Source organism: Oerskovia douganii (assembly GCF_015142735.1).
GTDB classification, from domain to species: domain Bacteria; phylum Actinomycetota; class Actinomycetes; order Actinomycetales; family Cellulomonadaceae; genus Oerskovia; species Oerskovia douganii.
In genome coordinates, this window is sequence record NZ_JACSPN010000002.1 from 251,503 (window position 1) to 266,774 (window position 15,272).

The following is a 15,272-nucleotide window of genomic DNA, read 5'->3' on the forward strand; positions in this document are numbered from 1 at the left end:
CCCCCCCCCCCCCCCCCCCCCCCCCCCCCCCCCCCCGGTCCCCCGGACGGTGCGCGCTCAGGCGCCGAGGAGGTCCGCGAGCGTGGTGAGGACGCGGGCCGCCCCGGCGGGGTCGGCGACGCGGTGCGCGGCGAGGGTCTCGCCGTCACCGACCTTGATCCCGACGTCGTCCGGGCCGAGCACCGCGAAGGCCCGCTCGTCGGTCACGTCGTCGCCCAGGTAGAGCACGGCCGGGGCGCCGAGCGCCTCGCGCAGCGCGTCGAGCGCGATGCCCTTGGACGTGCTCGTCACCGCGATCTCGACGACGTTCTTGCCCGCCATGACGTGCGCCCCGAGGCGTTCCCCGAGCTCGACGGCCGCTGCCGAGGCCGCCTGGGCGGGACCCGCGGGGGAGAGGCGCGTGTGCAGCACCGCGGCCGAGGGCTTGTGCTCGACCCAGGCCCCCTCGACGGGCGCGGCGACGTCCTCGAGCCCTGCCGTGACCTCCGCCAGGAGGTCGCTCTGCCCGGCGTCGAGCGCGACGGGGATCAGCCGCACGCGGGCCGAGGTCCCGTCGGCACGGACCTGGCGCTCGTCCTCGGCCCCGTCGCGGAGCGGGGAGAGCACCTCGCCCGTCTCGGCGCCGTGGCTCCCGACGAGCAGCGCCCCGGGGGGCGGGGACGCGAGGTGAGCGAGGTCCTCGATCCGACGTCCGGACACGAGCGCGACGCGCACCCGTCCGGGGGCGGTCGCCGCGAGGCGGGCGAGGGCCGCGGCCGCGCCCGGCGTGGGCCGGGACGCGAGCGGGTCGTCCCCGAGGGGCGCGAGGACGCCGTCGAAGTCGCTCGCGACCAGCAGCGGGCCGGCGGCGTCCTCACCCTGGCCGGCGGGCGCGCGAGCGGCGAACGCGGCGAGGGTCGCGGTCAGCTCACCGTCGAGCGAGGTGCTCTGCGGGTCCGACGACGTCACGCGCCTTCCCCCTCGGTCGGCGCCTGGGCGCGGGGGGTGTCGCGGGACGGCAGGGCCTGCAGCACGCCGAGGAAGGACTCGGACCACTTGGTCACGTCGTCGGCGAGGACGCGGCGGCGCAGGCGACGCATGCGCTTGCGCTGCTCGCGGACGTCCATGTTGGCGGCCGCGACGATGATGTCCTTCATGCCGTCGATGTCGTGGGGGTTGACGAGCAGCGCCCCGCCCGCGAGCTCGTCGGCCGCCCCGGTGAACTCGGACAGGACCAGGACGCCGCGGTCGTCGGAGCGGGCCGCGATGTACTCCTTCGCGACGAGGTTCATGCCGTCGCGCAGCGACGTGACGAGCATGACGTCGGCCGCGAGGTAGAGGGCTGCCATCTCCTCGGGCGGGTAGGAGTGGTGCAGGTAGTGGATCGCGGCGTGGCCGATCTCGGCGTACTCGCCGTTGATGCGTCCCACGAGGCCCTCGACCTGCTCGCGCAGCTCCTGGTAGGCGCCCACGTTCTCGCGGCTGGGGCTCGCGACCTGGACGAGCGTGACGTGCTCGACGTCGATGCGCCCGTCCTGGAGGATCTCGCCGTAGGCCTTGATGCGGTGCCGGATGCCCTTGGTGTAGTCGAGGCGGTCGACGCCGAGCATCATGACCTCGGGGTCGCCCAGGTCCGCGCGGATCTCGCGCGAGCGGGCCTGGACCTCGGGGGTCCGGGCGAGCTCGTCGAACGTGCGCGAGTCGATCGAGATGGGGAAGGCGGCGGCGCGGACGTTGCGCGAGGGGCGGTCCTCGCCGCCCGGGACGGTCACGATGGGGCCGCGGGTCGTGTAGCCCGTCAGGCGGCGCACGGCACGGATGAAGTTGGACGCGTCGCCCGCGCGCTGGAACCCGATGAGGTCCGCGCCCAGGAGCCCCTCGATGACCTGGCGCCGCCACGGGAGCTGCTGGAAGAGCTCGAGGGGCGGGAACGGGATGTGGTTGAAGAACCCGATCTTGAGGTCGGGCCGCTGGTCGCGCAGCATGCGGGGCACGAGCTGGAGCTGGTAGTCGTGCACCCACACGGTCGCGCCCTGCTCGGCCTGCGCGGCCGCGGCGTCGGCGAAGCGCTGGTTGACCCGGCGGTAGGCGTCCCACCACTGCCGGTGGAACGCAGGAGGCGCGATCACGTCGTGGTAGAGCGGCCAGAGCGTGTCGTTGGAGAAGCCCTCGTAGTAGCGCTCGATCTCGGTCGCGGACAGGGTCACGGGCACGAGGCGCATGTCGTCGGCGTCGAAGGGCTCGACCTCCAGGTCAGGCGCACCCGACCAGCCCACCCAGGCGCCGTCCGACCTCTGCATGACCGGTTCGAGCGCCGTGACGAGTCCCCCAGGGGAGCGCTTCCAGTCGACGTGCCCCTCGTCGTCGACCGTGAAGTCGACGGGGAGCCGGTTGGACACGACGACGAGGTCGTAGCCGTCTTTGCCAGTCAATGGAGATCTCCTTGGTATTCGGTTGAACTTCGGTGAATCTCCCCCCAGGTTATCCGTGTCGCGTCCCGCTTGCTCCCGGGAGAGAGGGGCACCGGGCCGAATTGTCGATACCTTGACACCATGGAGGAGGCCAGCAGCAGACCTGTCGACCCCGTGCGGGGCAGCGGCACCGCACCCCGGGGCGGGCTGCCCTCGGGCAGCGAGGTCGGCGGCTACCGCATCCTCGCCCGGCTCGGAGCGGGCGCCATGGGCGCGGTCTACGAGGCCGAGGACGGCGGGGGCAACCGCGTCGCGATCAAGTTCCTGCACGCCCACCTCGACGTCGACGCGCAGGGTCGCGACCGCCTGCGCCGCGAGGCCGTCGCCCTCCAACGGCTGCGGCACCCCGCGGTCGCGCAGATCCTCGACGTCGAGCTCGACGGCTCCGAGGCCTTCATCGTGACCGAGCTCGTCGACGGACCCAACCTCGAGGAGGAGATCGCGACCGGCGGCCCCCTCGACGCCCACGACCTGTTCGAGCTCGCCGACCAGCTCGCCGAGGCCCTCGAGGCCGTCCACGCCGCCGGGGTCGTGCACCGCGACCTCAAGCCCAGCAACGTCCTGGTCACCCAGAACGGACCCGTCCTCATCGACTTCGGGATCGCGCACGGGCTCGACGAGGCGCGCGCCACGTCGACCGGCCTGGTCATGGGCACGCCCGGATACCTCGCGCCCGAGCTGCTCGAGGGAGCCGCACCGAGCGCCAACAGCGACTGGTGGGGGTGGGCGGCCCTCCTCGCGTTCGCCGCGACCGGCCGACCGCCGTTCGGCATGCGCCCGGTCGAGGCCGTGCTCGCCCGTGCACGGACGGGGGAGGCGGACCTCGACGGTCTCGAGCCACGGACGGCGGCGGCCCTCGCGGCCGCGCTGCGGGCGGACCCCGCGAGCCGGCTGGGCCCGTCGGAGGTCGCGGGGGTCCTGCACCGTGCGGCCCAGGAGGCGGCCGGCCTGACGGCGCCGCCCGCCACGGGTGCGACGGCGGTCGTCCCGCAGCACTTCGCCGGGGGCGCGGGGGGAGCCGTCGCCGGGGGTGCTGCCCTCGGTGCCGCGGCGTCGACCCTCGCGGCCGCCGAGCGCGCGGCCGCGGTCGGTGGTGCGGGTGCCGCCGGGGCCGCCGCGGCCACGGTGGCCCTGCCCTCCTCGGCGGGAGACGTCCAGCCGACCAGCGTCGTGCCGACCGTGCGCTCGGCCGTCCCCCTGCCCCGGCCGACCCCGCCGGCCCCCTCGATCCCGCCGCTCGCGGCGACGCAGGTGATCGCCAACGACGGCCGGACCGTCGCCGTGCCCACGGCCCCTCCCGCGGCGGCAGCGTCGGCGTCGTCGGCCACCACGGTCGCGCCGCCCTCTGTCCCCCCGGCGCCGCCTGCCCGCCCGGGGGGACAGCAGCCGACCCTCGTGCAGCCCGCGGTGCCCCCGGCCGAGCAGCCGACCCTGGTCCAGCCCGCGGTGGCCCCCGCCCAGCAGCCGACCCTCGTGCAGCCCGCGGTGCGGCGGAGCTCGTACCCGCCCGGCCAGGCGACGTACCCGCCGCCCACCACGGCCACGTACCCGCCGCAGCCCGCGCCCCCGGCCCAGGCTCCGGCGTCGGGCAGGAGGAAGGGGCGCGGCGCGCCGGAGGCCGGACCCCCGGGGGACCCCCTCGACGCGTTCGGACGGCCGCTCGGCGTGATCCCCGCCCCCGACTACGTGCGCCCGGCGCACCGTCGCCGGACCGGGACCGTGCTCGCGCTGGGGCTGCCGCTCGTGCTGCTCGCCGGGACGTACCCCGGTCTCGCGTTCGTGCTGCTCGCCGTGGTCGTGGTCGCGCTCCGCGTCGTCGGGGTCGGCGCGGACTCCCTGCACCGTCGCCGCGAGCGCAAGGGGGCACAGCGCAGCGACGGCGTCAGGACGGCGGTCGCGACGCCGTGGTACGCGCTGCGCGCCCTCGTCGGCGCGGTGCCGTCCCTGATCGTCGCGCTGTGCGGGGGAGTGCTGCTCGTGGTGGGTTCGTGGTGGCTGCTCGCGCCCGGGGTCCTCGTGCTCGCCCCCCAGCAGTCCGTCGAGGCACGGTCGGTCGGCGGGGTCAACGAGCCCTGGGTCTTCACCGTCGTGCTGTGCGCCGCGATGGCGGTCACGGTCCTGCTCGCGTGGTTCGGACCGATGTCCGGGCTCACCCGCTACGGTGCGCGCACGACCCTCGCGCACGTCGCCCCGGGGCGCGTCGGCGCGATCTTCCTGGTGCTCACCGGGCTCGTGCTCGCCGCGATCGTCCTGTTCTCCTGGGGGGCCGGGGCGCCCGTCGTGTGGGCTCCCTTCCCGGGCCCGCCCCCGAGCGTGTGATCCCCGGCGGTTCACCGGAAACTCTCAGAATGCGCGGGTACGCTGACGTCGTGATCAGGACGTCCGACCCGGGAGCGCCCTTCGGCGCCTCGCCCGGCACACCCCCGAACGAGGCCGCGCCCGCGGCCCGCTCGAGCGTGCGCGCGGACGCCCCCCTGCGGCTCGCCCGGACGCTCCCCGCGGTGACCTCGCTCGTCGTCGCCGGCTTCCTCCTGGTCGTCGGGACCCTGACGCTCCTCGCGGACCGCGGCTTCAGCCTCGTCCACCAGTGCCTGCCCGCACCGGGCGGCTGGGGCGTGGCGGGCGTCCACCTGGCGCTCCTGCGCGAGACGGCGGACTGCCCCGCCGGGACCGCCGCGCTCGGGGGAGACCCCGCGCACGTGGTCACGGTCGTCGGGGTCCTGGCCCTGCCCGTGCTGCTCGCGCACCTCGCACTGCTGCTCGCCGGCTGCGGGCTGGCCGCCGTGGCGATGCGGGTCCGGGACCGGCTGGCCGTCGTCCTGAGCCCGCGCCGCGTCGTCGCGCTCCTGCGGACGCCGCTCGCCCCCGTCGGGCGCTCGTGCCGCCAGGTCGTCCGGACCGTGACCACGGTCCTGCGCCACCTCGCGCTCGCCGCGGTGCGTTCCCTGCGCGGGCCTCCCGCGGCGCTCGCGGCCGCCTGACGACTCCGAGGACTCGTCACCGCCGCGCGCCCCGGTGCCACCCGCATCCTGGGCACGCGCGGCCCGGACCGCTAACCTCGCGACCAGTGCGCCCCTGCGTGGGGCCGCGCCACCCCCCGACCACCAAGGACTCTCATGTCGACGAACGAACCCCGCCAGACCAAGGCCGACCGCCGCGACGCGGCCCGTGCCGAGGCCCTCGCCCTGCGTGAGGCGCAGGCCAAGCGCGACAAGCGCAACCGAGCGATCACCATCGGCGCCCTCGTGGGCGGCCTCGCCGTGCTCATCGGTGCCTTCCTCTGGGTCTTCATCCCCGCGATGCAGCAGAAGGAGGCGCGCACGACCGAGCCCCTGACCGGCGTCACCGCGCCCGCCACGGCCAACGACACGGGCGGCATCCCCGTCGGCGCCGACGGCGTCGCGGGCACCACCAACGAGGACGCGGTCGAGGTCGGCGTCTACTTCGACTACCTGTGCCCCGTCTGCGGTCAGTTCGAGGACGTCAACGCGGCCTCGATCGACGAGATGCGCGAGGCCGGTGACATCACCCTGGTGCAGCACCCGGTGTCGATCCTCGACCGCCTCGCGTCCGGCAGCCAGTTCTCGACGCGCTCGGCCGCCACCGCCGCGTACGTCGCCGAGCACGCCCCCGAGCAGTTCAACGCGTTCAACGAGGCGATGTTCGCCAACCAGCCCGAGGAGAACACGGCCGGCCTGACCGACGCGCAGCTCGCCGAGATCGCCCGGACCGCCGGCGTCCCCGCCGACGTCGCCGAGGCGATCGCCGCGGGCACGCCCGTCAAGGAGTTCGGCGACTGGGTCGAGGGCGCGACGAACCTCGCCACGCAGAACCCCGACCTCCAGGGGACCCGCGGGTTCGGTACCCCGACGATCACGATCGACGGTGAGCGCTGGGAGGGCAACTGGGCCGACCCGGCCGAGCTCAAGAAGGCCGTCGAGGAAGCCAAGGCCTGACGCTCCGCCTGCTCGGCGGACGTCAACCGCCTGCTCGGCACCGGGTAGGCTGTTCGCGCACCTCACGGTGCCGCCGCCCTCCGGGTGGCACGCCGCCTTAGCTCAGCTGGTAGAGCACTCGCCTTGTAAGCGAAAGGTCGTCGGTTCGAACCCGACAGGCGGCTCTATAGCAGCAGGTCAGGCCCCATGTTGGGCCTGGCCTGCTGTCGTTACGAGACAGGCACCCACCGGAAACCCACCGCTTTGGATTCCGGACGATACCTCTTGCGACCCCTGGCGGACCGCGAGACGATCGCCAACATGAGCGGCGAGGGCACGGTAGAGATCGAAATTAGCGTCGGAGACCAGGTCCTGGAGAGCGAGGTCCGGGCGCGCGCCGTGAGCGAGTGGCGACGTGCGGTACATGCTCAGGGCAAGGTGCCTGACGGCGAGCCGGCCCTGGAGGTCCGCGGTCGCGACGAGCCTTGGACGCTGCATGTGGTTGGCCGGGTCGTCGACGCGGACTAGTCCGCGAAGCGCCCCAGTACCTCTCGGAAGTCCGGCGCCAGATCCGGCACCTCGACGTAGTGGCGCTGGGTGATCTTCTCGGAGGTGTGGCCGAGCTGCGTCGCGGCATCAGCCAGCCCGCGGTCGCGCTCGATCATCGTGCCCACCGTCTTGCGGAACGTGTGGGGCGAGACCCACCCCCACCCGGAGTGCTTCTCGCGGAATGTCCGCCACTGCCGCTCGACCGTCGTCACCTCTCGCAGGCCTCCCGTCGCGGACGGGAAGAGGACGTTCCACGGACCCCCAGGCACGCCGTTCACCGAGCGGTCCAGGAGCAGCGAGACCGCGAACTTGGGCAGCTGGAGCCTGCGGACCTTCCGACCCTTCGTCGTGTCCTGACGGGTCAGCCCCTCGCCCTTCACGCGCACCACCGTGCCCGTGATCGCGACAGTCCCGGCCTCGAGGTCGACGTCGTCCCACCTCAACGCGAGCACCTCGCCGATGCGTGCGCCCGTCGCCAGCATCACGTCGACGAGCGCGGGCAGGTCGACCGCCGCCGCCTTCTGGTCGACCCGGAGCATCTCTCGCAGCGCCCGCACCTCGTCGAAGCTCAGAGCCCGAACCTCGTTGTCCGCAGACTCGATCCTCGACACGTCACGCAGCGGGTTCGCCGGCGCGGCGTTGTGACGCACGGCGAGCGCCATCATCCCCGACAAGACCGACTTGCAGAGCTTGGCCGTGGCCGCCCCCGTCTCGTCGGTCACTCGCTTCAGGTAGCGGTCCATCGCGGCCACCGTCGCCTCCCGGACCGTGAGTCCACCGACACCCGGCACGATGAACGTCTCGACGACGTACCGGTACCGCTGGCGCGTGTTCGTCGACCGCTTGGACGCATCCACCTCGGTGCGCAGCCAGTAGTCCCCAAGGGCCGCCAGCCGCGTCGAACTCGACAGGTCCGTGCCTGACATCGTCGCGCGGTCCGTCATCGCCAGGACCAGTGCGCGCTCCGCAGCCGCGCCCGACTTCCCCCATGCCTCGACCTTGCGCGTCACCCCGTCCGGGTCACGGAACCGCGCCCGCGCCACCCATCGGCCACGCTCCACCTCCGTGCGAGCAATCCGCCCCCACGTCCCGATCGGCAGTGGATTCCTAGGCATCTGCGTGCCCATACCTTTCGTAGTCGGGACGGATTGATTCAGGCACCGCCTCGACGGTGATACCGCGCTCGCGCGCCCACTCGCGTGCCGCGTTGAGGACTCGGGCCGCCGACGCCACGTGGGCCTCGCGGATGTCCAACTCCGCCTCCCACGCCTGGCGATCAGCGCCTGATCTCGAGGGGTGCCGATACATGGACGAGCCGCCGTCAGGGTCGAGACTCGCATCGCGGTCGTGAAGAGCCTGGCGCGCGAGGTCCCGCATCGCCACGCGATGTCCGAGCTGGCGTTCGGCAGCGGCGACACCTCGACGCGCCTCGATCCCGCCATCTTGCGAGTTGCTGGGTGCGATTAACGAGGGATCCAGTCGAATCCAAGCGTCGTAGTCCGGTGCGACCTCATCTTCTCGCAGTAGCCACTCGCCGCTGAACCAGAGAAGCGCCTCGCCAAGGGTGCGCTCCTTGTTCGGAAGCACTGGCTGCATGTGCTCGGAATCGTAGAGCAGGGCCAGCGGTGCGAGGTTGAGCGCGGCCGCAAGGACGGCGAGCTCCTGGACTGGGAGTTCGCGTTTCCGGCCCGATTCGATGTTCGCGATGGTGCTTCGCGGGATGGGGTAGCCAAGCCCTTCGCATCGTTCGCTCAACTCGCGCGCGGAAACTCCACGCTCCTTCCGGAGTGCCGCGAGATTCTCGCCGATCCTCTTCGCCCAACGAGCGGCCCAGTCACGTCCTGCTTCTTGTCCCATGGGGACACAGGCTACATCCGATGTTGTGCTTTCGCGATAGCTATGGTTACTGTGTGATCACGAAGCAGCGGGTCGTCAGAAGTGTCCCGTGGCGAGACAAAGGAGGACTGAGATGGCTCAAGCGGCTACACCGCCCCTGTTGACTCCGATTGATCTGGCGGCACAGCTCGGGGTCCCGATCCCCACCCTCTACGCCTGGCGAACGAGGGGAATCGGCCCCCGTGCGCTGAAGGTCGGCAAGCACCTGCGGTGGCGCCAGGCCGACGTAGACCAGTGGCTGGAACAGCAGGTGCCGGCCTGATGGGGCCAGTCTCGGCGACGCCCAGCCGCAGCGTGAAAGCCCCCGGCGACCGTTGCACCGGTCCCGAGGGCGTGGTTCCAACCCCTACCAAGGAGATCAAGAACATGACCATCTTGCGTGACACCGAGGGAGCGGTCAACAAGACGCGGCTTCCGGCCGGCCTTCGACCCGTTCTGGTCACCACGAAGCCGGAGGACTTCACGCTCCCCGCCGCCTTCGCCTTGTGCGAGGTCGCGGGCGTGCGGATGGTCGAGTCGCCGAACCGGTGCAAGACGTTCACGAACAAGCTGCCGGACGGGGGCGAGTTCCGAATCGTCGGCTCGCTCACGTGGAACTTCGAGCTCAAGCGCCTATCGGCGTGGATCCGTTCAGACGCCACGCGTGATGAGACCACGACGCTGCTCGTTCAAGCAGTTCGCGAGGCCCGCAAGACCGCGCCCATCGCCGGAGAGTTCTGGTTCGAGTTCACGGCCAAGGGCGGGTTCCTCGCCCTGCAGCTCGACGTCGCGCGTCCGCTGAGCGACTACGGCGACGACCTGGCCCTCGTCGCACGTGTGCCGGAGTTCGCGCCGGAGTCCATGTCGGGGGCACTGAACTGACGATGCGACGACGGGAGGGAGGTGCGGAGTGGGATCCAAGAACGTAGCGGAGGTCTACGCGCTGTGGCACAGCCTCCCGCACCGTCCCTTCCGTCTGCTCGTGTTCATGGCGTTCATGGCCCTCGACGAGTCCCGTGAGGGGCAAGCGGCCTGTCTCTACTGGGGCGGGCAGGAGCGGCTCGGGCTTGCGATCGGTCGACCAGCGCCAGCGAAGCCAGACGAGGACGATCTGAGTCCGGCCGCCGAGGACGCCCGTCGTGAACGCAGGCTCGTGTTCGAAGCCGTGCGCACTGACGTCAAGAAGCTCATCGACGCCGGAGCGATCGAACGGGTACGCCAGGGCGGCTACGGCGGGCGCAGCGAGTACCGACTCACTCTCACACAGACCCCACTTCAGGTGGGGTCTACGGGAACGGGGAATGGCCAACCCGGCGTGCCCCAGACCCCATCTCAGCCAGGGTCTACAGACCCCACTTCAGGTGGGGTCACAGGCCCCATCTCAGGTGGGGTCACAGACCCCACTTCAGGTGGGGCCCTACTACAAGAGACTTCAACACCACTTCAACAGGCCGAATCCAACATGGTGCCCCGTAGTTCGTCTCACCAGCGCGCGAGGGCCGTCGAGGAGCACCAAGGACCAGACGAGGAGTACGAGTCCGCGAGGAACGAGCTCGTGGCCTACGGCCCCAGAGCACACAGCCTCATCGCCCAGATTCAAGGCGCCTATCCCGAGACCACGCTGCGCGACGCCGTCATCGAGGCAGCAGCAGCCCTTGCGATCGTCGCCGCCGACGACAGGAGGACCGCATGAAGACCACCCCGAGCAGGCCCGAGACCACCGACGAGCACGGAACCACCCACCGCTACGGGTGCTACATGCCCGGCTGGACATCCAAGCCCGCCAGCCTGCGCGGCTGGCACCTCCTGACCTGCCCCACCTGCGGAGCCGTCCGTCTGGTTAGGGCCGGACGGGGGACCGCGTGAACGTCCGGCTCAAGACCTCGGCCCGCCCAGGGCAGTTCGTCGCATTCGTGGCCCTCGACGGGCGCGGAGAGACCCGCGCTCGGTTCCGTCGCAGCGACCGCGTCAACCAGTGGCACTGCGACGACTGCGGGACCCACCGCTTCAGCACATGCCCCCACGAACGAGCCGCGCTCACCGCGTGGCGCAACCGGAAGGAACGACCATGACCGACAGCACCATCCAGGCCGACACCGACGAGACCGGCGACGCCGCGGAAGTCGCCACCGCCGCAGGGGGCGAAGGAGACGCCCTCGAGGCGGCCGAGACGGACGCCAAGGGGCCTGGCGCCGAGGCTGCGAAGTACCGCCGACAGCTGCGCGAGGCCGAGGGTGAGCGGGACCAGCTGCGAGAGACGGTCCAGGCGCTGCGGACTGCGGCCGCTGAACAACACATCGCCGGCATCCTCGCCAAGCCTGCGACGCTGTGGTTGACGGGCGTCACCGTTGACGACTTCACCGCAGAGGACGGGACGCTCGACGTCGACGCACTCTCGGGCGCTGCGCGCGGCGCGGCCGAAGCGCACGGACTCGAACGTCACTCGGTCATGTTCGAGTCCCCAGGCGCTCACCGTACCGAGGGCACAGGCAACCCCCCGGCGACCTGGCAGGGGCTCTTGTCGCGCCAAGCATGACGCGCCCTGGCCCGGTAGACTCGGACATGACCGAGGGTGCCGGGCCAGGCGCTCGCCCCCAGGTCACGCAGCCCCAGCGGGGCAGCGCGGAGAAGGCCGGTGGCCGCCGCGTCGAAGACCAATCGACCGTGCGCGCCACCTAGCGCCCTCCCCCTTGGAGTCACCCGTGACCATGCTCACCACCACCGCGAACGTTGCCGGCATCCTGCCCGACAGCTTCGGGCCGCTCATCATCCAGCCCGTTCAGGACCGATCCATCGCCTTCCAGGTCTCCAACGTCATCTCGACCGGCACGACCAAGATGCGCGTGCCGGTCATCACCGACGACCCGAACGCAGCATGGGTCGCCGAGGGTGCCGAGATCAACGCTGACGAGGGCACCCTGGACCAGCTCACCATCACTCCCACCAAGGTTGCCGGGCTTACCCCGATCTCCTCCGAGCTCGCCAGCGACTCGAGCCCCGCGGCCGGCCAGCTCATCGGCGAGGGTCTGGCCCGATCCATCGCGAAGGTTGTTGACGCCGCCTTCTTCGGCAACGCCGCGGCCCCGGCGCAGAAGGGTCTCGGAGGACTCGTCGGGGTGAACGTCGTTGACGCAGGGGCGGCATGGATCAACCTCGACCCGTTCGCCGAGGCCATCGCTGAGGCAGAGCAGGTCGGAGCCACCATCACCTCGTTCGTCGCGAACCCGACTGACGCGCTGATCCTCGCGCAGCTCAAGGACGAGGACGGTTCGAACCGGCCGCTGCTTGGCGTCGACCCGACGCAGCCCACGCGTCGACTCGTGCAGGGCGTGCGGCTGTTCGTCTCGCCAGCGGTCGCGCCCGGCACCGTCTTCGGCATCCCGGCCGATCGCTCGCTCGTAGTCCTTCGCGATGACGTGACTGTCGACGTCGACCACTCGGTGTTCTTCACGAGCCACCGAGTCGCCGTCCGCGCGATCATGCGCGTGGGCTTCGGCTTCCCTCACGCCGCGGCTATCCAGAAGGTCACGCTCACGCCGTGACCCACACGCTCGGCAGCGGCCTGAGTCTTCCCTCCTCAACCAGGCCGCTGCCGGACCCTCCCGCACCTCCGGGGGGTCCCCCCTTAGCCCCCAGCCGCCGGAACCGCCGGAGAGGGGGATTTGGACCTGTACGGGACTGGGGATCTCCAGTGGTGGTCATACTTTCGCCGCACAGCAGCGCCCTGGCCCCCTTCCCGTCGCCCCGGCCCCCTACGATCCGAGGATGACCACGAACTACGACGCCGCTTGGTCCAAGCTCCCCGCATCCGTGCGCGATCGGCTCATCGAGGACCCGGAGTGCCTACTGACGGCGGACGACGTGACTGCACTCGCACATGCCGGAGCGCCACCCCTGCTCGTCTACTGGACGGACGGACAGCCGGCCACCGGAGAGCGGTGGCTGCTCACAGGATCGTTCGAGCGCTACGTGAGGACGAAGGCCCTCGAGGCGGAACGAGCGACGCTGGTCGATGAGGGGTTCGTCGTCGGGACATACGCCCCGGGACAGGCCGTGCGCTTCCCGGTGCGATCGGTCGAAGACGTAACCGACCGCGTCCGGGCGATCGACGTCGAGCTCCGGGACCTCGCGAAGGAGTAGCCGACCCCTCGCCGGAACGTCTTCTCGGTTCATCGACCCGACCTAGTCGCCCCTGGGCCGCCGGGATGGCCTCGACGCAATCGACCCCATCGCCCGTGCTGTCCGCCCCGCGGAGACTGGCAACTCTCGCCCTCAGCGAGGGTTCACTTGAAGTCGCCTGCGAGCGGACCCTCGTCAACGAGCCTGGATGACGTCAGCAGTACTGACCCCATCGTCGAGCCTCGGGAAGGGGGTCCATCGGGCGGACGGCCTCGACAGCGCGGAGAGCACCCCTCCACGGGGTGACGTCGGATCAGCCCGGTTCTCGGCACCGTACGGTTCGACACCGAGCGCCTCGACGAGGGGTGCATTCCGAGTGCACCCCCTTCAGACGCCCGGCGCGCCCCGCGAGGATTTCGGGGTTGACCCTGGAAAGGGGTCTGTCTGCTGGACGCCCCTACCCAGGGAAGGCGACCTTCGGTGACGCCGCCGAAGTTGTTTCGGTCGCCCGCGCTCGGGAGGTTCCATCCGCCAGGCGGACGCTCACGACGTCACTCCGAGATTGTGCGGGATCCCGCAAATTGCCGCGAGGCTCAGAGGGTGCGGGGGAGGTTCCATCTCCGTGAGGGGGCACTCCTCATGCATCCCTCGCCGGACAGGAAGCTGACAGCCTCCAGAGTGCGGAGGTTGTCGCGGAGTGGGGTAACACGGTGTGACCCTATGCGTGGGGCCGGGTCTACCGATCGGAGCGGGCGCGCTACGCGCGGGCTGATGTCGAGCTCGATTCCCTCACGACCTAGGGGAATGCCCGCACGTCCAGGGCGGGTGAAGTTCGATGGGGAGACTGGGCGAGCAAGTGCTGAACAGCCAGCCTGGGATAGTGTCACGGCTCGTGAAAGACCTGTGGAGGGCCGTACTGAGCGCAGCGTCGCGCTCGACCCTGCTAGGACCCGTCTCCGCACTCCTTCTGGCCGCTGCTGGACTGTTGGTTGGGCCCTGGGGGCTCTGGACGCTTGCCGTGGCGGGCCCGGGGGCTATCGGCGTCGTCGTTGAGGCGCTGTCGAAGCGGGTCCTGGCTCGAGAGGCGGGCGAGTTCAAGCTCTTGGTCTACGGCTGCCTGGGGCCGCTCGTGCGGTGCCTCGCCGTCCTCGCGAGCAAGACCACACCCACGAAGAGGAAGGACGCCCTTCCTGATGTCCTTTGGGCAGCATTGACGGCAGCCCTCAGCCTCACGAACCCCGATGGCTCGCGAGCATCGTTCTTCGTACGTGAGCGGATCGATGGCGACGACTGCCTGCTGCCTCACCCCACCCTGACCTGGGGGCGCGGCGATGATCCGGTCTCACGCTTCTTCCGCAGCTCGGGGGAGGGCATAGAGGTATGGAGGCAGGCAGAAACCGGAGTACCCTCCTTCTGCGAGGATCTAGAAACCAAGCCACCAGAGGGCATCGACCTCGCGCGAGAGCGGTCGTACCGGACGTACATCACGGCCCCGCTCATGGTCTCGGGCCGAGTCGCCGGCCTACTGACCATCAACGCGGCCAAGCCCGGCGACCTCACCAAGGTCGACGTCGGGGTAGTTCAGGTGTTGGCGCGACTCGCGAGCGCAGCCATCTCACTTTGCGGGGGTGCCTGGGCGGATACTGGTACACAATCGGGAGAGGGAGGTTGAGATGAGCACTGACAAGTGGTCAACCGACATGGACCGTCGCGTCGCAGAAATGCGGCGTGACCCGATCCGATATCTCGAGTCTGTGCGACGCGAGGTGAATCGGGGAACGCTCTCGTCCGCCCCGCGCGACCACAAAGACGCTCCGCAGACCGCAAGCGCTGAGCGTCGGCGCTGAACCCACCCGAGTTGCGCCACTATGGCGGTGCAGCCGCAGGGGTCCTGTGCCGCGCCTGATCCCTTCACTTTGCTGACGCCAGCAATTTGGTGCAAACCGGACATCACATCCCTGACGTCACGAAAGTGATGCGACACGCCGGGGTACTCGCTGGCCGAGTACCCCGGCAGAGTCCCCGCCCCAGGTCGCCCAGGGTGTCGGTCAGATCGACACCCTGGGGTCGCTCGGACCTACCCCATTCCCGGTGACCTCAGTACTGCTGAGGGCATCGGAGCTGGCCAAAGGGGGTACGTCTGGCGTACCCCCTTGTTGAGCCCGGGCGGATGGCCTCGACGGTGTCGAGGGCACCCTTCCATGGGGTGACGCCGAATTACCCCATTCCAAGGGGTGTACACACTGTGTACCCCTCCGGAGCATCGGCCAAGGGGTCGCACAATCTGCGGACCCTTTTCAAGGTCCACCCTGAAAACTCCGGTGGCGTCACCAAGGTTGGCCGC

16 protein-coding genes and 1 tRNA gene are annotated in these 15,272 nt (G+C 70.8%); 13 read left to right on the forward strand and 4 right to left on the reverse strand.

Annotated features, from left to right (window positions below):
- Nucleotides 1-57: 57 nt before the first annotated feature.
- Both otsB and otsA read right to left on the reverse strand, forming a co-directional pair.
- Nucleotides 58-948, reverse strand: a complete 891-nt coding sequence (otsB, locus tag H9623_RS02760) for a trehalose-phosphatase (protein ID WP_193718554.1) — start codon at nucleotides 946-948, stop codon at nucleotides 58-60.
- Complete coding sequence (gene otsA, locus H9623_RS02765; protein WP_227748040.1) at nucleotides 945-2,411, reverse strand: alpha,alpha-trehalose-phosphate synthase (UDP-forming); 1,467 nt, start codon at nucleotides 2,409-2,411, stop codon at nucleotides 945-947. The genes otsB and otsA overlap by 4 nt, the downstream gene beginning before the upstream one ends.
- Nucleotides 2,412-2,531: 120 nt before the next feature.
- Between otsA and H9623_RS02770 the strand changes: the two genes are divergently transcribed.
- From H9623_RS02770 to H9623_RS02790, 5 genes are all read left to right on the forward strand, one after another.
- Entirely contained in the window at nucleotides 2,532-4,769 is a 2,238-nt protein-coding gene (locus H9623_RS02770; protein ID WP_193718555.1) for a serine/threonine-protein kinase, read from the forward strand.
- Between the two features lie 50 nt (nucleotides 4,770-4,819).
- The gene (locus tag H9623_RS02775) at nucleotides 4,820-5,431 is read left to right on the forward strand and encodes a hypothetical protein (RefSeq protein ID WP_193718556.1); all 612 of its coding nucleotides are present in this window, start codon (nucleotides 4,820-4,822) and stop codon (nucleotides 5,429-5,431) included.
- A 135-nt stretch (nucleotides 5,432-5,566) separates the two neighbouring features.
- A complete protein-coding gene (locus H9623_RS02780; protein WP_193718557.1) occupies nucleotides 5,567-6,406 on the forward strand; it encodes a DsbA family protein in 840 nt (279 codons plus the stop codon).
- Nucleotides 6,407-6,497: 91 nt separating this feature from the next.
- Nucleotides 6,498-6,570, forward strand: a tRNA-Thr gene (locus H9623_RS02785).
- 136 nt (nucleotides 6,571-6,706) lie between these two features.
- Entirely contained in the window at nucleotides 6,707-6,913 is a 207-nt protein-coding gene (locus H9623_RS02790) for a hypothetical protein (RefSeq protein WP_193718558.1), read from the forward strand.
- On the opposite strand, the gene H9623_RS02795 is transcribed toward H9623_RS02790, so the two are convergent.
- Both H9623_RS02795 and H9623_RS02800 read right to left on the reverse strand, forming a co-directional pair.
- On the reverse strand, nucleotides 6,910-7,944 hold the full coding sequence (locus H9623_RS02795) for a tyrosine-type recombinase/integrase (protein ID WP_193718559.1): 1,035 nt from the start codon (nucleotides 7,942-7,944) through the stop codon (nucleotides 6,910-6,912). The two genes, H9623_RS02790 and H9623_RS02795, sit on opposite strands and share 4 nt — an antisense overlap.
- A 97-nt stretch (nucleotides 7,945-8,041) precedes the next feature.
- Nucleotides 8,042-8,791, reverse strand: a complete 750-nt coding sequence (locus H9623_RS02800) for a helix-turn-helix domain-containing protein (RefSeq protein ID WP_193718560.1) — start codon at nucleotides 8,789-8,791, stop codon at nucleotides 8,042-8,044.
- Between the two features lie 112 nt (nucleotides 8,792-8,903).
- Between H9623_RS02800 and H9623_RS02805 the strand changes: the two genes are divergently transcribed.
- The 8 genes from H9623_RS02805 (at nucleotide 8,904) to H9623_RS02840 (ending at nucleotide 14,600) form a co-directional block, all read left to right on the forward strand.
- On the forward strand, nucleotides 8,904-9,092 hold the full coding sequence (locus H9623_RS02805; protein ID WP_193718561.1) for a helix-turn-helix transcriptional regulator: 189 nt from the start codon (nucleotides 8,904-8,906) through the stop codon (nucleotides 9,090-9,092).
- Nucleotides 9,093-9,196: 104 nt separating this feature from the next.
- Entirely contained in the window at nucleotides 9,197-9,691 is a 495-nt protein-coding gene (locus tag H9623_RS02810) for a hypothetical protein (protein WP_193718562.1), read from the forward strand.
- Nucleotides 9,692-9,719: 28 nt separating this feature from the next.
- Nucleotides 9,720-10,502 carry a hypothetical protein gene (locus H9623_RS02815; RefSeq protein WP_193718563.1) on the forward strand — a complete coding sequence of 261 codons (783 nt, stop codon included), beginning with the start codon at nucleotides 9,720-9,722 and terminating at the stop codon, nucleotides 10,500-10,502.
- Complete coding sequence (locus H9623_RS02820; RefSeq protein WP_193718564.1) at nucleotides 10,499-10,675, forward strand: hypothetical protein; 177 nt, start codon at nucleotides 10,499-10,501, stop codon at nucleotides 10,673-10,675. The genes H9623_RS02815 and H9623_RS02820 overlap by 4 nt, the downstream gene beginning before the upstream one ends.
- Nucleotides 10,676-10,877: 202 nt before the next feature.
- Nucleotides 10,878-11,345 (forward strand): hypothetical protein, encoded by a 468-nt coding sequence (locus H9623_RS02825; RefSeq protein ID WP_193718565.1) that lies wholly within the window; start codon nucleotides 10,878-10,880, stop codon nucleotides 11,343-11,345.
- A gap of 172 nt (nucleotides 11,346-11,517) precedes the next feature.
- Entirely contained in the window at nucleotides 11,518-12,351 is an 834-nt protein-coding gene (locus H9623_RS02830; RefSeq protein WP_193718617.1) for a phage major capsid protein, read from the forward strand.
- 223 nt (nucleotides 12,352-12,574) lie between these two features.
- Complete coding sequence (locus H9623_RS02835) at nucleotides 12,575-12,949, forward strand: hypothetical protein (protein WP_193718566.1); 375 nt, start codon at nucleotides 12,575-12,577, stop codon at nucleotides 12,947-12,949.
- Nucleotides 12,950-13,784: 835 nt separating this feature from the next.
- The gene (locus H9623_RS02840; RefSeq protein ID WP_193718567.1) at nucleotides 13,785-14,600 is read left to right on the forward strand and encodes a GAF domain-containing protein; all 816 of its coding nucleotides are present in this window, start codon (nucleotides 13,785-13,787) and stop codon (nucleotides 14,598-14,600) included.
- Nucleotides 14,601-15,272: the final 672 nt, after the last annotated feature.

Excerpts from the sequence above, each read along its gene's own strand:
- H9623_RS02825 (WP_193718565.1), top strand. The coding sequence starts at position 10,878 with ATGACCGACAGCACCATCCAGGCCGACACCGACGAGACCGGCGACGCC.
- H9623_RS02770 (WP_193718555.1), top strand. The coding sequence starts at position 2,532 with ATGGAGGAGGCCAGCAGCAGACCTGTCGACCCCGTGCGGGGCAGCGGC.
- H9623_RS02780 (WP_193718557.1), top strand. The coding sequence starts at position 5,567 with ATGTCGACGAACGAACCCCGCCAGACCAAGGCCGACCGCCGCGACGCG.
- H9623_RS02800 (WP_193718560.1), bottom strand. The coding sequence starts at position 8,791 with ATGGGACAAGAAGCAGGACGTGACTGGGCCGCTCGTTGGGCGAAGAGG.
- H9623_RS02835 (WP_193718566.1), top strand. The coding sequence starts at position 12,575 with ATGACCACGAACTACGACGCCGCTTGGTCCAAGCTCCCCGCATCCGTG.
- H9623_RS02820 (WP_193718564.1), top strand. The coding sequence starts at position 10,499 with ATGAAGACCACCCCGAGCAGGCCCGAGACCACCGACGAGCACGGAACC.
- H9623_RS02790 (WP_193718558.1), top strand. The coding sequence starts at position 6,707 with ATGAGCGGCGAGGGCACGGTAGAGATCGAAATTAGCGTCGGAGACCAG.
- H9623_RS02805 (WP_193718561.1), top strand. The coding sequence starts at position 8,904 with ATGGCTCAAGCGGCTACACCGCCCCTGTTGACTCCGATTGATCTGGCG.
- H9623_RS02830 (WP_193718617.1), top strand. The coding sequence starts at position 11,518 with ATGCTCACCACCACCGCGAACGTTGCCGGCATCCTGCCCGACAGCTTC.
- H9623_RS02810 (WP_193718562.1), top strand. The coding sequence starts at position 9,197 with ATGACCATCTTGCGTGACACCGAGGGAGCGGTCAACAAGACGCGGCTT.